General features: G+C 69.4%; 13 protein-coding genes. 4 read left to right on the top strand and 9 right to left on the bottom strand.

Features of this window, described 5'->3' with window-relative positions; translation table 11 throughout:
- The first annotated feature begins 590 nt into the window (after nucleotides 1-590).
- Nucleotides 591-932 carry a hypothetical protein gene (locus FGL98_RS07725; protein ID WP_186526041.1) on the top strand — a complete coding sequence of 114 codons (342 nt, stop codon included), beginning with the start codon at nucleotides 591-593 and terminating at the stop codon, nucleotides 930-932.
- 212 nt (nucleotides 933-1,144) lie between these two features.
- On the opposite strand, the gene FGL98_RS07730 is transcribed toward FGL98_RS07725, so the two are convergent.
- From FGL98_RS07730 to FGL98_RS07760, 7 genes are all read right to left on the bottom strand, one after another.
- A complete protein-coding gene (locus FGL98_RS07730; protein ID WP_246136428.1) occupies nucleotides 1,145-2,812 on the bottom strand; it encodes an MFS transporter in 1,668 nt (555 codons plus the stop codon).
- Nucleotides 2,813-2,858: 46 nt separating this feature from the next.
- Entirely contained in the window at nucleotides 2,859-3,554 is a 696-nt protein-coding gene (locus FGL98_RS07735; protein ID WP_146316187.1) for a thymidine kinase, read from the bottom strand.
- Between the two features lie 11 nt (nucleotides 3,555-3,565).
- Complete coding sequence (locus FGL98_RS07740) at nucleotides 3,566-4,729, bottom strand: alkaline phosphatase family protein (protein WP_146316188.1); 1,164 nt, start codon at nucleotides 4,727-4,729, stop codon at nucleotides 3,566-3,568.
- Between the two features lie 6 nt (nucleotides 4,730-4,735).
- Nucleotides 4,736-5,341, bottom strand: a complete 606-nt coding sequence (locus FGL98_RS07745) for a DUF5998 family protein (RefSeq protein ID WP_146316189.1) — start codon at nucleotides 5,339-5,341, stop codon at nucleotides 4,736-4,738.
- 64 nt (nucleotides 5,342-5,405) lie between these two features.
- Complete coding sequence (locus FGL98_RS07750) at nucleotides 5,406-8,078, bottom strand: bifunctional acetate--CoA ligase family protein/GNAT family N-acetyltransferase (protein WP_246136429.1); 2,673 nt, start codon at nucleotides 8,076-8,078, stop codon at nucleotides 5,406-5,408.
- Nucleotides 8,079-8,107: 29 nt separating this feature from the next.
- Entirely contained in the window at nucleotides 8,108-9,559 is a 1,452-nt protein-coding gene (locus FGL98_RS07755; protein ID WP_146316190.1) for a beta propeller repeat protein, read from the bottom strand.
- Nucleotides 9,556-10,062: an RNA polymerase sigma factor gene (locus tag FGL98_RS07760; RefSeq protein ID WP_186526042.1), complete on the bottom strand. Its 507-nt coding sequence runs from the start codon at nucleotides 10,060-10,062 to the stop codon at nucleotides 9,556-9,558. The genes FGL98_RS07755 and FGL98_RS07760 overlap by 4 nt, the downstream gene beginning before the upstream one ends.
- Before the next feature lie 167 nt (nucleotides 10,063-10,229).
- Between FGL98_RS07760 and FGL98_RS07765 the strand changes: the two genes are divergently transcribed.
- Complete coding sequence (locus tag FGL98_RS07765) at nucleotides 10,230-10,853, top strand: nitroreductase family protein (protein WP_342779955.1); 624 nt, start codon at nucleotides 10,230-10,232, stop codon at nucleotides 10,851-10,853.
- 30 nt (nucleotides 10,854-10,883) lie between these two features.
- Here FGL98_RS07765 and FGL98_RS07770 read toward each other — a convergent pair whose 3' ends face one another.
- Nucleotides 10,884-11,153 (bottom strand): HAD family hydrolase, encoded by a 270-nt coding sequence (locus tag FGL98_RS07770; RefSeq protein ID WP_146316192.1) that lies wholly within the window; start codon nucleotides 11,151-11,153, stop codon nucleotides 10,884-10,886.
- Nucleotides 11,150-11,323, bottom strand: a complete 174-nt coding sequence (locus FGL98_RS25330; RefSeq protein ID WP_186526043.1) for a hypothetical protein — start codon at nucleotides 11,321-11,323, stop codon at nucleotides 11,150-11,152. The genes FGL98_RS07770 and FGL98_RS25330 overlap by 4 nt, the downstream gene beginning before the upstream one ends.
- A 209-nt stretch (nucleotides 11,324-11,532) precedes the next feature.
- Between FGL98_RS25330 and FGL98_RS07775 the strand changes: the two genes are divergently transcribed.
- Nucleotides 11,533-13,992: a DNA gyrase/topoisomerase IV subunit A gene (locus tag FGL98_RS07775; protein WP_146316193.1), complete on the top strand. Its 2,460-nt coding sequence runs from the start codon at nucleotides 11,533-11,535 to the stop codon at nucleotides 13,990-13,992.
- Nucleotides 13,989-14,960 (top strand): ferredoxin family protein, encoded by a 972-nt coding sequence (locus FGL98_RS07780; protein ID WP_146316194.1) that lies wholly within the window; start codon nucleotides 13,989-13,991, stop codon nucleotides 14,958-14,960. Before FGL98_RS07775 ends, FGL98_RS07780 begins: the two co-directional genes overlap by 4 nt.
- Nucleotides 14,961-14,965 lie beyond the last annotated feature (5 nt).

Consider the following 14,965-nt stretch of genomic DNA (forward strand, 5'->3'; position numbering starts at 1 on the left):
ACCGGTGCTGGGGTGAGTGGTCGGCAGAGCATCTCGCGAGTGCTTTCGACGCCGGGCCTGTCGCGATCAACCCACTGATCTTTGCCGAGCTATCAATGGGCTCGATCGGATCGAGGATCTCGATCAGGCATTGCCCGTCAGGATTGAACGCGAAGATCTGCCGTGGGAGGCCGCATTTTTGGCTGGGCGCTGCTTCTTTCAGTACCGCCGTAACGGCGGAGCGCGTCGTTCCTCGCTGCCCGACTTCTGCATCGCAGCACACGCGGCCATCACGGGTCGTACCAGTCGCGTGAGTTCTCCGTGCTTCGGGTCACCGGCGCCACATCGCGCCAGGTGCGGACCATGCTGCGCCGGGAACTCGCGCTGGTAGTCGTCGTTGTCGGACTCGCCGGCACGCCCTCTTCATCCCAGCGCGGGCAATCATGCGTCGCAACCCGACCGACGAGCTCGCCTTTGGGTAACGAGAAGCGCCCAGGCGGGGCAAGTGCCTTGCACCGACACGCCCGGTCATCCAGCCATCGCGTCACCGTAAGCGCCATCCCTGTGCGACAGATCTTGACACCGGAACGCGCGAGGTCTGCAATGGGGACGTGGCTGATCCTTCTGGTTCCGCTCATCACGCTTCGCTTCCGATGGCCTGCACGCTCGGAGCGGACGACGGTCCGAGCCGACTACAGCGGTGGCAGCACCTGCACCAGATCGCAGCGCCCACCGCTGAACTCATCGGTGGCGAGCTCGAGGTCCGCTATCAGCCGGGCCCGCAGGTACTGGCCGAGCTGCAGGACCTGGTTGCCGAGGAACGGGCGTGCTGCGCGTTCGTCTGCTGGACCGTCACCGAGGAACGAGGGCAGCCCATCCTTCGCGTCACCGCCCCAGTGGGCGCACCCCACCTCGTCGAGCCCATCGCGGCGTTGTTCATGACCACGGGCTAATGCCGAAGGAACCTCCTCGGCAGTGTGTGTTGTCCTGGCGAAGGTCACAACATCACCGCCGGTTCGTCCCCGTCAAAGTGCAAGGCGACCGTCGCACTGATCCATGCCGCGACCTGCCAGAGGTCAGCAATGTCACCTTGGCGCGCCATCTTTGGACCGGCGACGGCATCTAGCACGGCCGCTGCATCGGCACGCTGCGTCGGCGTGCCAGGTCACCGGTCCTCGTCGCGGAACCGCTCCTCCCAGCGGGCGCGGCGATCATCGTCCGGATGATGGCCCGGTTGGCGATGCACCTCCGCGCGGCTGATGCCGATCGTCTCCTCCTCGTCCGACGCAATGGGCACAGTCTGCGACCCGCACTGCGAGTCTGCGGGCCGGGGGCTCGCAGACCGGGGATCTGCGGGAGGCGCTTGCGTGCCCGGTCCCGCGCCCGAGTGACGCTGTCGCCGGGCAGCGCCCGGTCGGGGGCCAGCGTGCCGGACCCGCTCCGGCACCGGCAACTGGTGGCCGGTGTGCCAGATGAGCACCACGGTCGCCCACAGCGCCAGCAGGACCGCCGCCAGGATCATCCCGAGCGTCGCATTGACCGGGATGGTGACGGCGATGATGCCGCCAATGACCCAGGAGAGCTGCAGCAGCGTCTCCGAGCGTCCGAACACGCTGGTGCGGCTGCCCTCCGGCACCGTGTCCTGAATCAGCGAGTCCAACGCCAGCTTGCCGAGCTGCTGACAGACTCCGGCAACCAGGCCGACCGCCACCGCGGTCCACAGCCCGAAGAAGATCGCCGCGACCACGGCCATCACGGCATCGGCGAGCAGGGTGGCGAGCACCACGACCCGCGGGGAGGCGATCTTCAGCAGCGATCCCATGACGGTGCCGAGAGCGTTGCCGACACCGGCCGCTCCCACCACCAGCGCGAGCAGCAGGGTCTTGCGGTCCTCCCACCCGGGGAACGGGTGGATGCGCATCAGGAACGCCAGGAAGATCGTCAGAAACCCGGAGAGCCAGCGCAAGCCGCTGTTGGCTCGCAACGCCGACACCACGTCGGGCGCGATGGTGGGGCCACGACGACCTCGCCGACCCGTGGTCAGGCCCACCGGCGAGGTGTCCTCCCCCGTGGTGTTGTCCACCTGCGCCGGCAACAGCACCGCAAGGATCGCTCCGACCACGAACAGCACAAAGGCGACACGCAGAGCCCACGCGGAGCCACCGAGCTTGGCAGCGCCACCGGCCAGGACGCCGGCAACGGAAGCCCCCACGACACCGGCCAGCGACAGTCGCCCGTTGGCCTTGACCAAGGTCAGCTGTTTGGGCAGCAGGCGCGGCGCGGCGGCCGACCGGGTCACCAGGTAGGCCTTGGACAGGATCAGGATGGACAGCGCGATGGGGAACAGCCACGACGAGTGGTCCTCCACGGTCTCGGCCAGCACCCAGCACAAAAACCCCCGTGCCGCCAGGGTGCCACCGATCGCCCATCGCCGACCACGGCTGAAGCGGTCGAGCAGCGGCCCGATCAGCGGGGCCACGAGCGCGAACGGCAGCATCGTCAGCAGCAGGAAGAGCAGCACGGAGCTGCGAGCGGCAGACCCGGAGGACGCGGCAAAAAAGACCGTGCCCGCCAGGCCGATGGTGACCGCGACGTCACCCGCCGAGCTGAACGCGTGCACCTCGATCAGCCGAGAGAGTCCGCTCTCGCCTGCACCCTCGGCCTGCGTGGCCCGGCGAGCGCCCCGGTAGGTCCAGCGGCCGGCGGAGGCGGTCAGCCGGCCTGCGGTAGCGGTCAGCCGCCCCACGGCGCCGGCGCCCTTGGCCACCCCGCGGCCTGCGGCGGCTGCGCGGCCGGCCCGGTCCGGCTCGGCCTCACCGCCAGGCTCCTTCATCCCCCTATTGTCCACCTCGCCATCATGCCTGGTCGGCGCCTCCCGCTCAGTCATCAGCCCGCCGGGCGGGCCGCTGCGGCAACGGGCACAGGTCGAGATCGAACGGCAGCAGGTCCGGTGAGACCGCCTGAGCCCGTGCGGCGTGCGAGGTCATGCGACGCATGTAATGCCGGCGGCACAGCACCTCGTACTCCACGGTGGCGTCTTGACCGGAGGCCACGTCGCCGACCACGATCTGGGCACCCTCGACGACCATGTGGCCGTCGACGACCCGCGCGTTGTGGGTCGCGCGGCGTCCGCACCAGCACAGGCTCTCGACCTGTAGGACCTGCGTCCGGTCCGCCAGCTCGATCAGTCGCCGGGACCCGGGAAACAACTGGGTGCGGAAGTCGGCGGTGATGCCAAAGGCGAACACGTCGATCTCCATCTCGTCGACCAGCCGGGCCAGCTGTTCGACCTGGTCGGGCGTGTAGAACTGGGCCTCGTCGCAGATCAGGTAGTGGATCGCCCTGCCGTGGGTGGCCTGTGTGGCAATCAGGTCCCAGAAGTCGAGGTCGTCGGCCACCTCGAGGGCATCGGTCTCCAGGCCGAGCCGGGAGGAGAGCACGGCCTCGCCCGCCCGGTCGTGCTTGGTGAACACCATCCCACGCCGCGCACGGGCGCGGTGGTTGTGATCCATCTGCAGCGCAAGCGTCGACTTGCCGCAGTCCATCGTGCCGGAGAAGAAGACAAGTTCAGCCACAGCGCAGCACTCTACGAGACGGGAACATGAAGCATGGGCACGCTCTGCTCCGCGTCGGTCAGCGAGCCGTGCTGGCCGATGAGCGTGGTCACGGATCGGGCCATCACCCTACTGTCGTAGACCCCGATCGGCGCGCGCATCGCCACCACCACGTCGCCCAGCCGGGGCAGGACCCGTTCGTGCACCGGCCCGAACAAACCGGCCTGCACCGCCTCGTCCCGCGACAGGACCCAGGCCTGCGACCCGAACCGGTGTCGCCAGGTGGTGAGCACGTCGGCCGCTGCGCCCGCCCGGCAGTAGAGCTGCAAGGCGCGCATCTCACCACCGGCGAGCAGCACTCCCTCGGCGAGCTCCGGGTCGTGCGCAAGGTCGACGCGGGCGTCGGCGGCCACGTCGACCATGCCGTGATCCGCGGTGATGGTCAGTGACGTCCCCGCGGGAAGGCCGTCGGCCAGTCGCTGCAGCTCACGATCGACCTCTTCGACGGCGTCACCCCACTGCCAGGAACCGCACCCGTACCGGTGCCCGATGCGGTCGACGTCACCCCAGTAGAGGTAGGCGAGCGCCCGCGGGTCCGCGCGCAGCGCCGCCAACGCGAGATCGACGCGCTCGCCGAGCGGCTCCGCGCCCTTGAAACGCGCACCCCGCAACGCCGCACGGGTCAGGCCGGACCCGTCGAACTTGCCCGGGGCGATCATCGTGACCGCCACCCCCGCGCGATCGGCGCGCTGGAACCAGGTGGCCTCGGGCTGCCACTGCTCGGGCACCGGGCCATCCTGCCAGGAGAGCTCGTTCAGCAGCCGGTCGGTGCCGGGCACCCGCACCTGATAGCCGACGAGGCCGTGGGATCCCGGCGGCAGTCCGGTGCCGAAGGACCCCATGCTTGTCGCCGTGGTTGCGGGAAAACCTGCCGTCAGGCGCTCCGCGATCGGATCGGGCGCCTCCTGCTGTCGGCGCAGGAGGCGACGAAGGAACGGCGCATGCCCCGACCGGGCGCGCAGTAGCTCCAGACCGAGTCCGTCCACCAGGACGACCACGGCCCGGCGGGCCGGCGGAAGGTCCCCGACATACCCGTCCAGTGCAACGCCGAGCGAGGCGGCGACCCGGGGCAGCACGCCGGCCAGGCCGCGCTCGTCATACGCCGGGAACGCCGGGCCATCGGATGGGCCTGGCATGCCGCCTCAGCGGCCGATCGCGCCGGACAGCGCGGTCGCGAACTCGCGGGCCCGGTCGAACACCGACTGTCCATCGGCGTCGGCGCTCACCCGAAGTGCAATGTCGTCGGCGGTGATCGTGCCCTCGTAACCGTGGTCGGCCTCGCACTGCGGGTCCCCGCAGGTCGCCGGCAGCAGGTCCACCCGGGAGACCGTGCCCCACCCAATGGTCACCGTGATCTCCCGGCCCAGGGATCCGGCACGATACTCCTCCGGGGCAGGCACCACATGAGTGAGCATGACTCCCCGCACGGCGCTCAGCGGCACCGTCTCCGAGGTTGCCGTGGCGATCGGTCCGAGGTGCTCGGTCGGGGAGTCGGGACTCGGCGCGTGGTCGTCGGCGTGCGCGATCAGCAGGCGTCCCGCGGTCAGCACCAGGACGGTGATGTGCCGGCGCACCGTCTCCGTGTCGAGCGTCGTCTCCGCGTGCACCAGGTGTGCGTCGACGGGGTCATCCCCCAAAGCGGTCGTCACGACGTCGGTGACAAGCTCGGGAAAGTATCCGGCCTGCTCGATATCGGCGATCAGCGCCGCCGGCAGGACGGCTTCGGTGTGCGGTCGAGTCGATGCCATGCGGGTCATTCTTCCACTGTCGGGGGACAGCCGCCGGTCGATGCCCCACCTCGGTGGGCAGAGCTCACGTTCCCCCGCAAGCGGGCGGTACCCCCAGGGCTCGCCGGCCGGCGTCGGCGCGCAGGGCCGACGGCGCGACGGTTGCCGTCGCGCCCAGTACCTCCAGGCCGTCCGGATGGACATTCACCGCGTCCAGCGTGAGTGACGCCACCTCGGGCAGGTTCTCGGCGAGCACCGAGAGGCGCGCGATGAGGTCTTCGAGCGCCGCCCGATCGATCGGAGCACTGCCGTCCTGGCCGTGCAGGAGCGGCGCCGCCCGAACGGAGTCCACCAGGTCGCGCACGTCGCCCTCCGCCAGTGGGGGGATGCGGTAGCCTACATCGCCCATGACCGTCGGTGCACCGGCCAGGCTGAAGCTCACCACCGGCCCGAACAACGGGTCCTCCCCCGTCGCCAGGATGCACGGAATGCCGGGGTTGGCCATCCCCTGAACCACCAGACGGTTAGCGTGCAGCGGCCGCAGCCGCTCGTCCAACGCGGTGAACGCGTCCCGCAACGCCGACTCGTGACGCAGGTCGGCACGCACGGCCGTGATCGGTGAGCGCCGCACCAGCGGGGAGACCGACTTGACGACCACGGGATAGCCCAAGGTCTGCGCGGCTTCGACGGCCTCGTCCTCGGTGCTCACCGGGATCACCGGCCAGACCGTCACGCCATACGCCGCCAGGAGCTCGGCGACCTCGTCGGGCTGGAGCGGACGGCCTCCGGGCGACCCGTTCAGGACCCGCCCGATCATGGCCTCCGCGCTCACCGCGTCGATCCCGTCGGGCATTACCAGCTCACCGCGATCGGTCGCCCGCCACGCGCCATACTGGGTGGCCGCCGCGAGCGCGACCACACCGTCCTCCGGCATGGCGTATGAGGGGACCACCTTGGCCCGCCCGTCGGTCGTGGCGCCACCGGACAGCTCATCGGACAGCCCCTTGATCCCCAGGAACGTGGTAATGCAGGGCTTGTCATGCGGCGCCGCCACCCGAGACAGGGTCCGGGCAATCGCGACTCCTTGGCCGATGCCGGTCTGCACGAATCCGGTGATCACACTGTCCACATCGGGATCGGCGAACGCGGCCTCCAGGGCCCGCTCCGCCCCGTCGGGGGACACGTCCGGGGGCAGGTTGACCGGCCCGTGCACCACCTCCAGCGACGAGCCGATCGCGGCGTCGGCGGCCAACGCGTTCAGCGCATCGGAGTTGCCGACGACCGCGACCCGATTGCCGCGAGGGATCGGCTGGTGCACGACCAGCTGCCCCACGTCGAGCAGCTGGTGGACGTTCTCGACCCTCAGGACACCGGCCTGTCGCAGCATCGAGCCGAACGCGGCGGAACCCACCCGGGTGGTGCGCACGCGGTGGCCCGGTGGCACCCCGTAGGCGGATGCCGCGGACTTCACGACGATGACCGGCTTCCGCTCGGAGAGCCTGCGCGCGATCCGGGAGAACTTGCGCGGGTTGCCCATCGACTCGAGGTAGAGGCCGACCGCCCGCGTGGACTCGTCGTCGATCCAGAACTGCATGATGTCGTTGCCGGAGACGTCGACGCGGTTGCCCGCGGACACGAAGTCGGACAGCCCCAGGCCTCGCCGTGCGGCGGAGTCGAGCACGGCGATCCCCAGCGCGCCGCTTTGCGAGAAGAGACCGAGCGAGCCGGACCGGGGCATCTCGGGCGCGAAGGAGGCGTTCAGCCGCACCTCGGGACGCGTATTGATCAGTCCGAAGGAGTTCGGCCCGACGATCCGCATCCCATGCCGGCGCACCGTGGTGAGCAGTTCCCGCTGCAGCCGAGCGCCTTCCTCGCCGGCCTCCGCGAAACCGGCCGCCACGACCAGCAGCGCCTTCACCCCGAGATCGGCGCACCCGAGGACGACGTCGTGGACGGATCCGGCCGGGACGGCGAGCACGGCCAGATCGACCGGCCCGGGCAGCTCGGCGACCGAGGCGTACACCCGGTGCTCCGCGAGCTCCTTGTGCTGGTGCGAGTTCACGGCATACAGGTCACCGGCGAAGCCTCCGGCGACCAGGTGCTCGAAGATTCCGCGCCCCACGGCCTCCGGGCGCTCGCTGACACCGACGACCGCCACCGATGACGGCGCGAGCAGGGCACGGACGCTGACGGCCTCCGCGCGCTGCTCGCGGGCCGTACGCACGGCCTGGCTCTGCTGGGTCTGCTCGATCCGGAAGGACAGGGCCACCACGCCGTCGTCGAAGTGATGGCTCACCTCGAACCCGGCATCGGTGAAGACCGAGAGCATCTTGCGGTTCTGCGGGAGGACGTCGGCGAGGAACTCCTGCACCCCGTTCTCGCGGCCGATCGCGGCGAGGTGCTCCAGCAGAACCGACCCGATCCCCCGCCCCTGGAACGTGTCGGACACGTTGAACGCGCACTCCGCGCGAGTGTCGTCCAGCATGTCGTAGCGGGCCACGCCGACCAGTGCGCCCCGCGACTCCATGACCAGAGCCACCCGGCGGTCGTAGTCGACATGGGTGAACCGGTGCAGGTCCTTCTCGGACAGCCGCTTCAGCGGCGCGAAGAACCGTAGGTAGATGGACTCGTCCGACTGCCGCTCGTGAAAGTCCTGAATGGCCGGGGCGTCATCCGGGCGGATCGGACGCACCTGGGCCACCGAGCCATCCCGCAGAACGACATCGGCTTCCCAGTCGTGCGGGTAGTCGTGTGGCACCGGCTCATCGCTCCCAAGCTGCGGCAGTGTCAGGAGGTCGGGTCGACCGCCTTCCACCGCACACCATTGTCGTCAGTGGACCAGTAGGTGGGGTCCTGGTGTGACAGAGCATAGAACTCCTCGCCGCCGGGGCTGGCGACCCAGTCGAACCCACCCGCCGGCAGGTGGGGCGAGGACTGGACGTGACTGAACGTCTGTCCCGCGTTGCTGGAGGTCTGCAGACTGCCGACGCTGGTCGCCGCCGTCGGGCCGCCCGGGTCCCGCGGCCCGCCCATCGACACGACCAGGTGAGATTTGTCACCCGCGGCGAGCGTCAGCTGACCCAGTCTGGGGACAACCAGGGAGCCGATGGACCGGACACTCCAGTGACTGCCGGAGTCGGTGCTGCGCACGACGGTGTACGAGATGTTCTGCTGCTGCTGTTTCGCGTTGCACACGGCATACAGCAGGTTGTTGGCCCGGGCTGCCACGGTCAGGGCCTGCAGGGTGGTGCCGTTGCAGGCTGCGGGTGGCTTCAACGGCACCAGCGAGCTGCCGTGGAGCCGTAGCGCCTGAGCCTTGACGCCGCTCTTGGTCGGCGTCAGCTGGACGTTCACCGTGCCCCCGTGCACGATGGCCGACGCCGCGCTGATCGGACTGGGCAGTGTCATCGTCGCGGTGGGTCGGACGATTGTCGTTGCCGACGCCTTGATCCTGCTGACGTACAGGGGCCCGGCACAGGTGCCCTGGGCGCACTGGTCGGCAGAGACGACGACCACGTCGCCCTGCCAGATCTCGACGTCCAGCACCGACTGACCCGGATGAGTCATCTGGGTGAAGCTGGCACCTCGGTCGTGGGTCACCCAGAGGTCGCCGCCGAAGACATAGCCCGCCTGAGGCGAGGCGAACCGGGCCTGGGTGAGCGCCCGCGACGGCTGGATCTGCGGGATGTCCGAACCCGTCGCGCTCGACGTGTCGGTGTTGGAGAACTGGTGCACCGCAGTCCACGAGTTGCCGTTGTCGGACGACCGCAGCAGCGTCACGCAGACCGCCTGCTCGCAGTTCGAAGACCCGAAGTCATAGAGGGTGCCGCTGCCTGCGTTGGTCAGCGACCACGTCTCGAACGAGCGCGGCACCGCGCTCGGCTGCTGCGCACCGGAAACCTGTGGCGGTGTCTTCACCTGCGCGGTCCGCAGACCGTTGGCGGCTCCGGTCGTCACCACGCTTCCGGTCGTGACGCCGTGCTGCTGCATGGGCTGCTGCCAGGTCCACACCGCAAACAGCGCCACGACCGCCGCCGCGGCCGTCGCCACAGCGGTGTACCAGCTGGTGGGACGCCGCGCCGTGCGCTTGCCGCGGAGCACCTCCTGCCAGCCCAGGTCGCTGGTGGCGGCCGGCTCGACCTGCTCTCGAGCCTGCGCGAAGAACCGTGCGACCGGGTCGTTCTCGTGCGCGGGTTCATGCGCGTTCCCCGGCTCATGGATGCCATCCACCGGACTCATCGCACCCCCTCCAGACGGGTTGCCAACAACTTGCGTGCATCGAACAGGTCTCGTTTGACGGCACCGTCGGACTTCCCGAGCTGGGCCGCGACCTGTGCCACCGACAGGTCCGCGTAATAGTGCAGCAGGACCGTCATTCGCAGCCGCCCGGGCAACGTCTCGATCGCGTCCCGCACCGACAGTCGGTCGGCCACGTCCGGCTCCGGTGCGGCGACATCGGTCCCAGTCGGCCGGCCGGCGATATAGCGGTCGTATGCGGCAGACTCACGGCCCCGGCGACGCCAGTGGTCGCGGACCTGATTGGCGACCGTGGTGTAGAGCCACGCGCGGGGATCGTCGACCTTCCCCCAGTGCCGCATCAGCTTGACGAACGCCTCCGTCGCAAAGTCGTGTGCGAGGTCGCGGTCTCCCACCAACGACGTCGCCCAGCCGGCCAGACGGCCGAAGTGGGCGTCATAGACCTCGCGGACGGATTGCTGCGTCGTCGCTTCCCCCGAAGCCACTCCAGCCCACCCTTCTCGAGGGAGCGCCGCAGGCGGCGACGCACAGCGTATGAGAGCAGTCACGTCCATGAGGACGACGCACCTGCCCGTTCGGTTGGCCGCCGGAACCATGTGGGATCTCACTCCGGCTACCGTGGTCTGGTGACCCGGTGCGAGCCTACAGGCGGATGACGATGGAGCTCGAGCAGGCAATTCGTCGGCGGCGGATGATCCGGCGCTTTCAACCCGACGCTCAGGTCCCGCACGAGGTCGTGGCGCGCATCGCCGAGCTGGCGCTGCGTGCCCCCAGTGCCGGTTTCAGCCAGGGCTGGGACTTCGTGGTGCTGCGGGACCCGGCCGAGCGGGAGGCGTTCTGGGGTGCCACGACCGGTGACGGACCGCCCGACGCCTGGTTGCGTGGCGTCCGCACGGCCCCCACTCTGATCGTCTGCTGCTCGGACAAGGGTTCCTACCTGCGCCGGTATGCCGCACCGGACAAGCCGTGGCAGGACCAGGACGAGGCACACTGGCCGGTGCCCTACTGGGACATCGACACCGGGATGGCCGCCGTGCTGATGCTGCTGGTCGCCGTCGACGAAGGGCTCGGCGGCCTGTTCTTCGGCGTGGAGACCGATCGCCAGGGCGCCGTGCACGGCGCCCTGGCGATCCCGCCCGACCGCACCATCATTGGTGTGATCGCGCTCGGTTATCCCGATCAGCAGCAGCCCAGCGGCAGCACCCGCAGCCGCCGGCGACGCCCGGTGCGGGAGGTCTTTCACTCCGGCCGGTTCGGCACGCCGCTGCAGGACTGAGCGACCGACGGATGCTGTTCGGCGCCCGGGTCAGGGCAGGTAGTACGTCGGGTTGGGCAGCTTCACCCCCGCGAGCGCGTGACCGCCGATCAGGTCGCTGAACTGGGCGCCGAAGCCGGCGAGAACGGTGTAGCCGCCGCCGGCCTTGGACTCCACATCCTTGCGGGTCCGGGACCTGAACTCGATCGTCGTGCACTTGGTGGTGGCGCAGTGGATGTAGAAGGGCTGCTGACTGTCGCCCGCCGCGGTCCACTTCGGGTAGTAGTTCTTCGCCGGGAACTTCTCACCGTGCACCCTCACGTCCTGCAGGGTGGGTTGTAGTTGAACTTCATCGCCCCGCCCGTCATGTCGTAGCTCATCAGCGTGGTGTCGTCTGCGTCGAGCACAATCGCGGGGTTCATGCCGAAGAGCCCACCGGAGGCACACGCCATCCGAAGCAGGGGCGTCACCGATCGGGTGATGCGGTCCATCTAGGTGATGTAGGGCGAGCTCGTCGTGTTCGCGAGGCCGTTCGAGTCCGCGTTGCAGTAGGTACGGAGCGCACCCACGCACGACATATACCCTGGGCCCGCCTGTGGGGTGCTGCGCGCGATCCGTTGGCGCGTGTCGACGCGAGTGTCGCCGGGCCGGTAGGAGAGGATGAACAGCGCACGTTGGATTAGCTCAAGGAGATCGGCATATGGCGCGTCGCAGCAAGAGCGACAAGGGCAAGGGCGGCGAGGACTTCGACATCGTGGCGGGCAACGTCATCGACATCGACGTCGAGGAGGAGATGCAGGACGCCTACCTCGAGTACGCCTACTCGGTCATCTACGCGCGAGCCCTGCCCGACGCGCGTGATGGTCTCAAGCCGGTGCAACGACGCATTCTCTACGCGATGGACGAGCTCGGACTGCGCCCGGAACGGCCGCATGTGAAGTCCTCCCGAGTCGTCGGCGAGGTGATGGGCAAGTACCACCCGCACGGCGACAAGGCGATCTACGACACGATCGTGCGCATGGCGCAGCGCTTCACCATGCGCCTGCCCCTGATCGACGGTCACGGCAACTTCGGTTCGCTGGACGACGGCCCGGCCGCCGCGCGGTACACCGAGGCGCGGTTGGCACCGGCGGCGATGCTGATGACGGCCAGTCTTGACGAGGACACCGTCGACTTCGTGCCGAACTACGACGACCAGTTCATGCAGCCGTCGGTGCTGCCCGCCGCGTTCCCGAACCTGCTGGTCAATGGCGCCAGCGGCATCGCCGTCGGTATGGCGACCAACATGGCTCCGCACAACCTGGTGGAGGTCATCGGCGCCGCGCGGCACCTGATCGGGCACCCCGACGCGTCCCTCGACGACCTGATGAAGTTCGTCCCCGGGCCGGACCTGCCGCTCGGTGGGCAGATCGTCGGCCTGGACGGGATACGGGACGCCTATCTCACCGGTCGTGGCGCGTTCCGCACTCGTGCCACCGCACGGATCGAGAACGTCACCCATCGCAAGAAGGGCATCATCGTCACCGAGCTGCCCTACCTGGTCGGCCCGGAGAAGGTCATCGAGAAAATGAAGGAGCTCGTGCAGCGCAAGAAGCTGCAAGGCATCTCCGACGTCAAGGACCTGTCCGACCGCACCAATGGGCTGCGGCTGGTCATCGAGGTCAAGAACGGTTTCCAGCCCGAGGCCGTGCTCGAGAACCTCTACCGGTTGACGCCGATGGAGGAGTCCTTCAGCATCAACAATGTGACGCTGGTCGACGGTCAGCCACGCACGCTCGGGCTCAAGGACCTGCTGCGCGTCTACGTCGACTTCCGCATCGACGTCGTCCGACGACGCACCGAGCACCGACTGGCCAAAAAGCAGGAGCGACTGCACCTGGTCGACGGCCTGCTGATCGCCATCGTCGACATCGACGAGGTCATCCAGATCATCCGCACCTCGGACGATGCGGGCACCGCCCGCACCCGGCTGATGGACGTCTTCGACCTGAGCGAGCCGCAGGCGACCTACATCCTGGACCTCCAGCTGCGCCGCTTGACGAAGTTCTCGCGCATCGAACTGGAGAAGGAGCAGGAGGAGCTGCGCCGCGCCATCGAGGAGCTGCGGGCGATCCTGGATGACGAGAAGCTGCTGCACAAGACGGTCTCGGACGAGCTGGCAAAGGTCGCAAAGGACCACGGGACACCCCGCCGCACCGTCCTGCTCGAGTCGGCCGGCACCCCGGCGGCAACGACCCCGCTGGAGGTTCCCGACGACCCCTGCCTCGTCCTGTTGTCGTCGACGGGACTGCTGGCGCGAACGACCGGCACTGATCCGCTGGCGAACGACGGTTCCCGCCGCAAGCATGACGCCGTGACGTCGGTGGTGCAGACCACTGCGCGGGGCGACTTCGCGGCGGTCACCTCCGCCGGCCGGATGGTCCGGATCAGCGCGCTCGACCTGCCGACCCTGCCCCCGACGAATGACGCGCCGAACGTGTCGGGCGGCGCGCCCCTCGCGGCCTACGTCGACCTGCCGGCGGGTGAGCAGGTGCTCACCCTCGCGACGCTCTCGCCCGACTCCCCCGGCCTTGCCCTCGGCACCGCCGGTGGCGTGGTCAAACGGGTCAACCCGGACTATCCGAGCAAGGACTCGTTCGAGCTGATCTCACTGAAGGACGGCGACCGTCTTGTCGGCGCCGCCCCGCTGACCACCGGTGACGAGGACCTGGTCTTCATCACCAGCGACGCCCACCTGCTGCGCTACAGCGCATCGCTCGTGCGACCGCAGGGTCGATCGGGTGGCGGGGTGGCCGGCATCAACGTCAGCGCCGGGCAGCGGGCCGTCTGGTTCGGCGTGGTCGACGCCGGCGCCCCCAACGTCGTGGTCACGGCGTCCGGTTCCTCCGGCGCGCTACCGGGCACCGAGGCCGGGTCGCTCAAGGTCACCCCGTATGACGAGTACCCCGCCAAGGGTCGCGCCACCGGCGGCGTGCGATGCCATCGTTTCCTGCGGGGCGAGGACGAGCTGATGTTCGGGTGGGTCGGGCGCTCGCCGGCTCGCGCCGCGACGTCGGCCGGTGCGCCGGTGGAGCTGCCTGAGGCGACCGGCAAGCGGGACGGCAGCGGCACGCCTGCCTCCTCACCCATCACGGCGATCGCCCCCGGGCGCCCGCAGTGACCACAGCACAGGTCGAGCCGGTCCCACTGCCGGGTTCCTGTTCGGTGCAGTGGGAGGAGCGCGGACTGCCCGCGACGGGCTCCGCTCCGGTCGCCCGCTTCTGGGTCGCCCTCGAGCAGAACGGCCCGTGGGGTCATGACGCGATCGCCGAGTCCCACCTGCCGGTCGAGATCGGGGGCGCGCTGGAGCGCGCCGCGCAGGGTGCCGGCGGCAGACTGCTGCTGGTGCGCCGACCCGGTGAGCACGCCGACCACCACGACCCGGACGCCTCGGTCACGGTGCTCGTCTCCGGTGGTCCGCCGGACCGCCCCTGGCTGCTGGAGGGCGAGATCGACGACCCGGCCATCCTGCTGCGTCTGCCGTGGCAGAGCCTCGGCGAGGACGACCCGGACGCGGTGACCGAGCATCTGCCCGAGCTGGAGGAGACCCGCACCGTGCACCTGCTGGTCTGCACCAATGGCAAACGGGACGTGTGCTGTGCCGTGCGTGGCCGCCCGGTGGCTCACAGTGCCGCGATCCAGTTTCCGGGGCAGGTCTGGGAGTGCTCACACACCGGCGGGCATCGGTTCGCGCCCACCGGCATCCTGCTGCCCTACGGGCAGGTGTATGCCCGGCTGACGGCGGAGCTCGCCGAGCAGGTGCTGACCTCGGGGCGGCAGGGTCAGATGCCACCGGCGTTGAACAACATGATGCACAACCGGGGCCGCAGCGTCTGGGACGACGCCGGCCAGGCTGCGGAGGTCACGGTTCGCGAGTCGATCGGCGAGCTCGACCTGACGGCCTTGCTCGTGGCGCCCGACGAGGATCTCCCGCGAGCGTCTGACCCTCGCACGGCACGACGGGTCGTGTCCCACCGTGACGGGCGCACGTGGCACGCGCAGATGACCCGAGTCGAGGGGCCGGCGGTCAAGAGCTCCTGCGCCAAGGCGCCGAAGCCGACCAGCACCTGGGCCACCACCGTGCAGTAGGTCGC

It is taken from the genome of Leekyejoonella antrihumi (assembly GCF_007845645.1).
Lineage (GTDB): Bacteria > Actinomycetota > Actinomycetes > Actinomycetales > Dermatophilaceae > Leekyejoonella > Leekyejoonella antrihumi.

Excerpts from the sequence above, each read along its gene's own strand:
- FGL98_RS07740 (WP_146316188.1), bottom strand. The coding sequence starts at position 4,729 with ATGCCAGGCCCATCCGATGGCCCGGCGTTCCCGGCGTATGACGAGCGC.
- FGL98_RS07745 (WP_146316189.1), bottom strand. The coding sequence starts at position 5,341 with ATGGCATCGACTCGACCGCACACCGAAGCCGTCCTGCCGGCGGCGCTG.
- FGL98_RS25330 (WP_186526043.1), bottom strand. The coding sequence starts at position 11,323 with ATGGACCGCATCACCCGATCGGTGACGCCCCTGCTTCGGATGGCGTGT.
- FGL98_RS07775 (WP_146316193.1), top strand. The coding sequence starts at position 11,533 with ATGGCGCGTCGCAGCAAGAGCGACAAGGGCAAGGGCGGCGAGGACTTC.
- FGL98_RS07730 (WP_246136428.1), bottom strand. The coding sequence starts at position 2,812 with ATGAAGGAGCCTGGCGGTGAGGCCGAGCCGGACCGGGCCGGCCGCGCA.
- FGL98_RS07755 (WP_146316190.1), bottom strand. The coding sequence starts at position 9,559 with ATGAGTCCGGTGGATGGCATCCATGAGCCGGGGAACGCGCATGAACCC.
- FGL98_RS07765 (WP_342779955.1), top strand. The coding sequence starts at position 10,230 with ATGACGATGGAGCTCGAGCAGGCAATTCGTCGGCGGCGGATGATCCGG.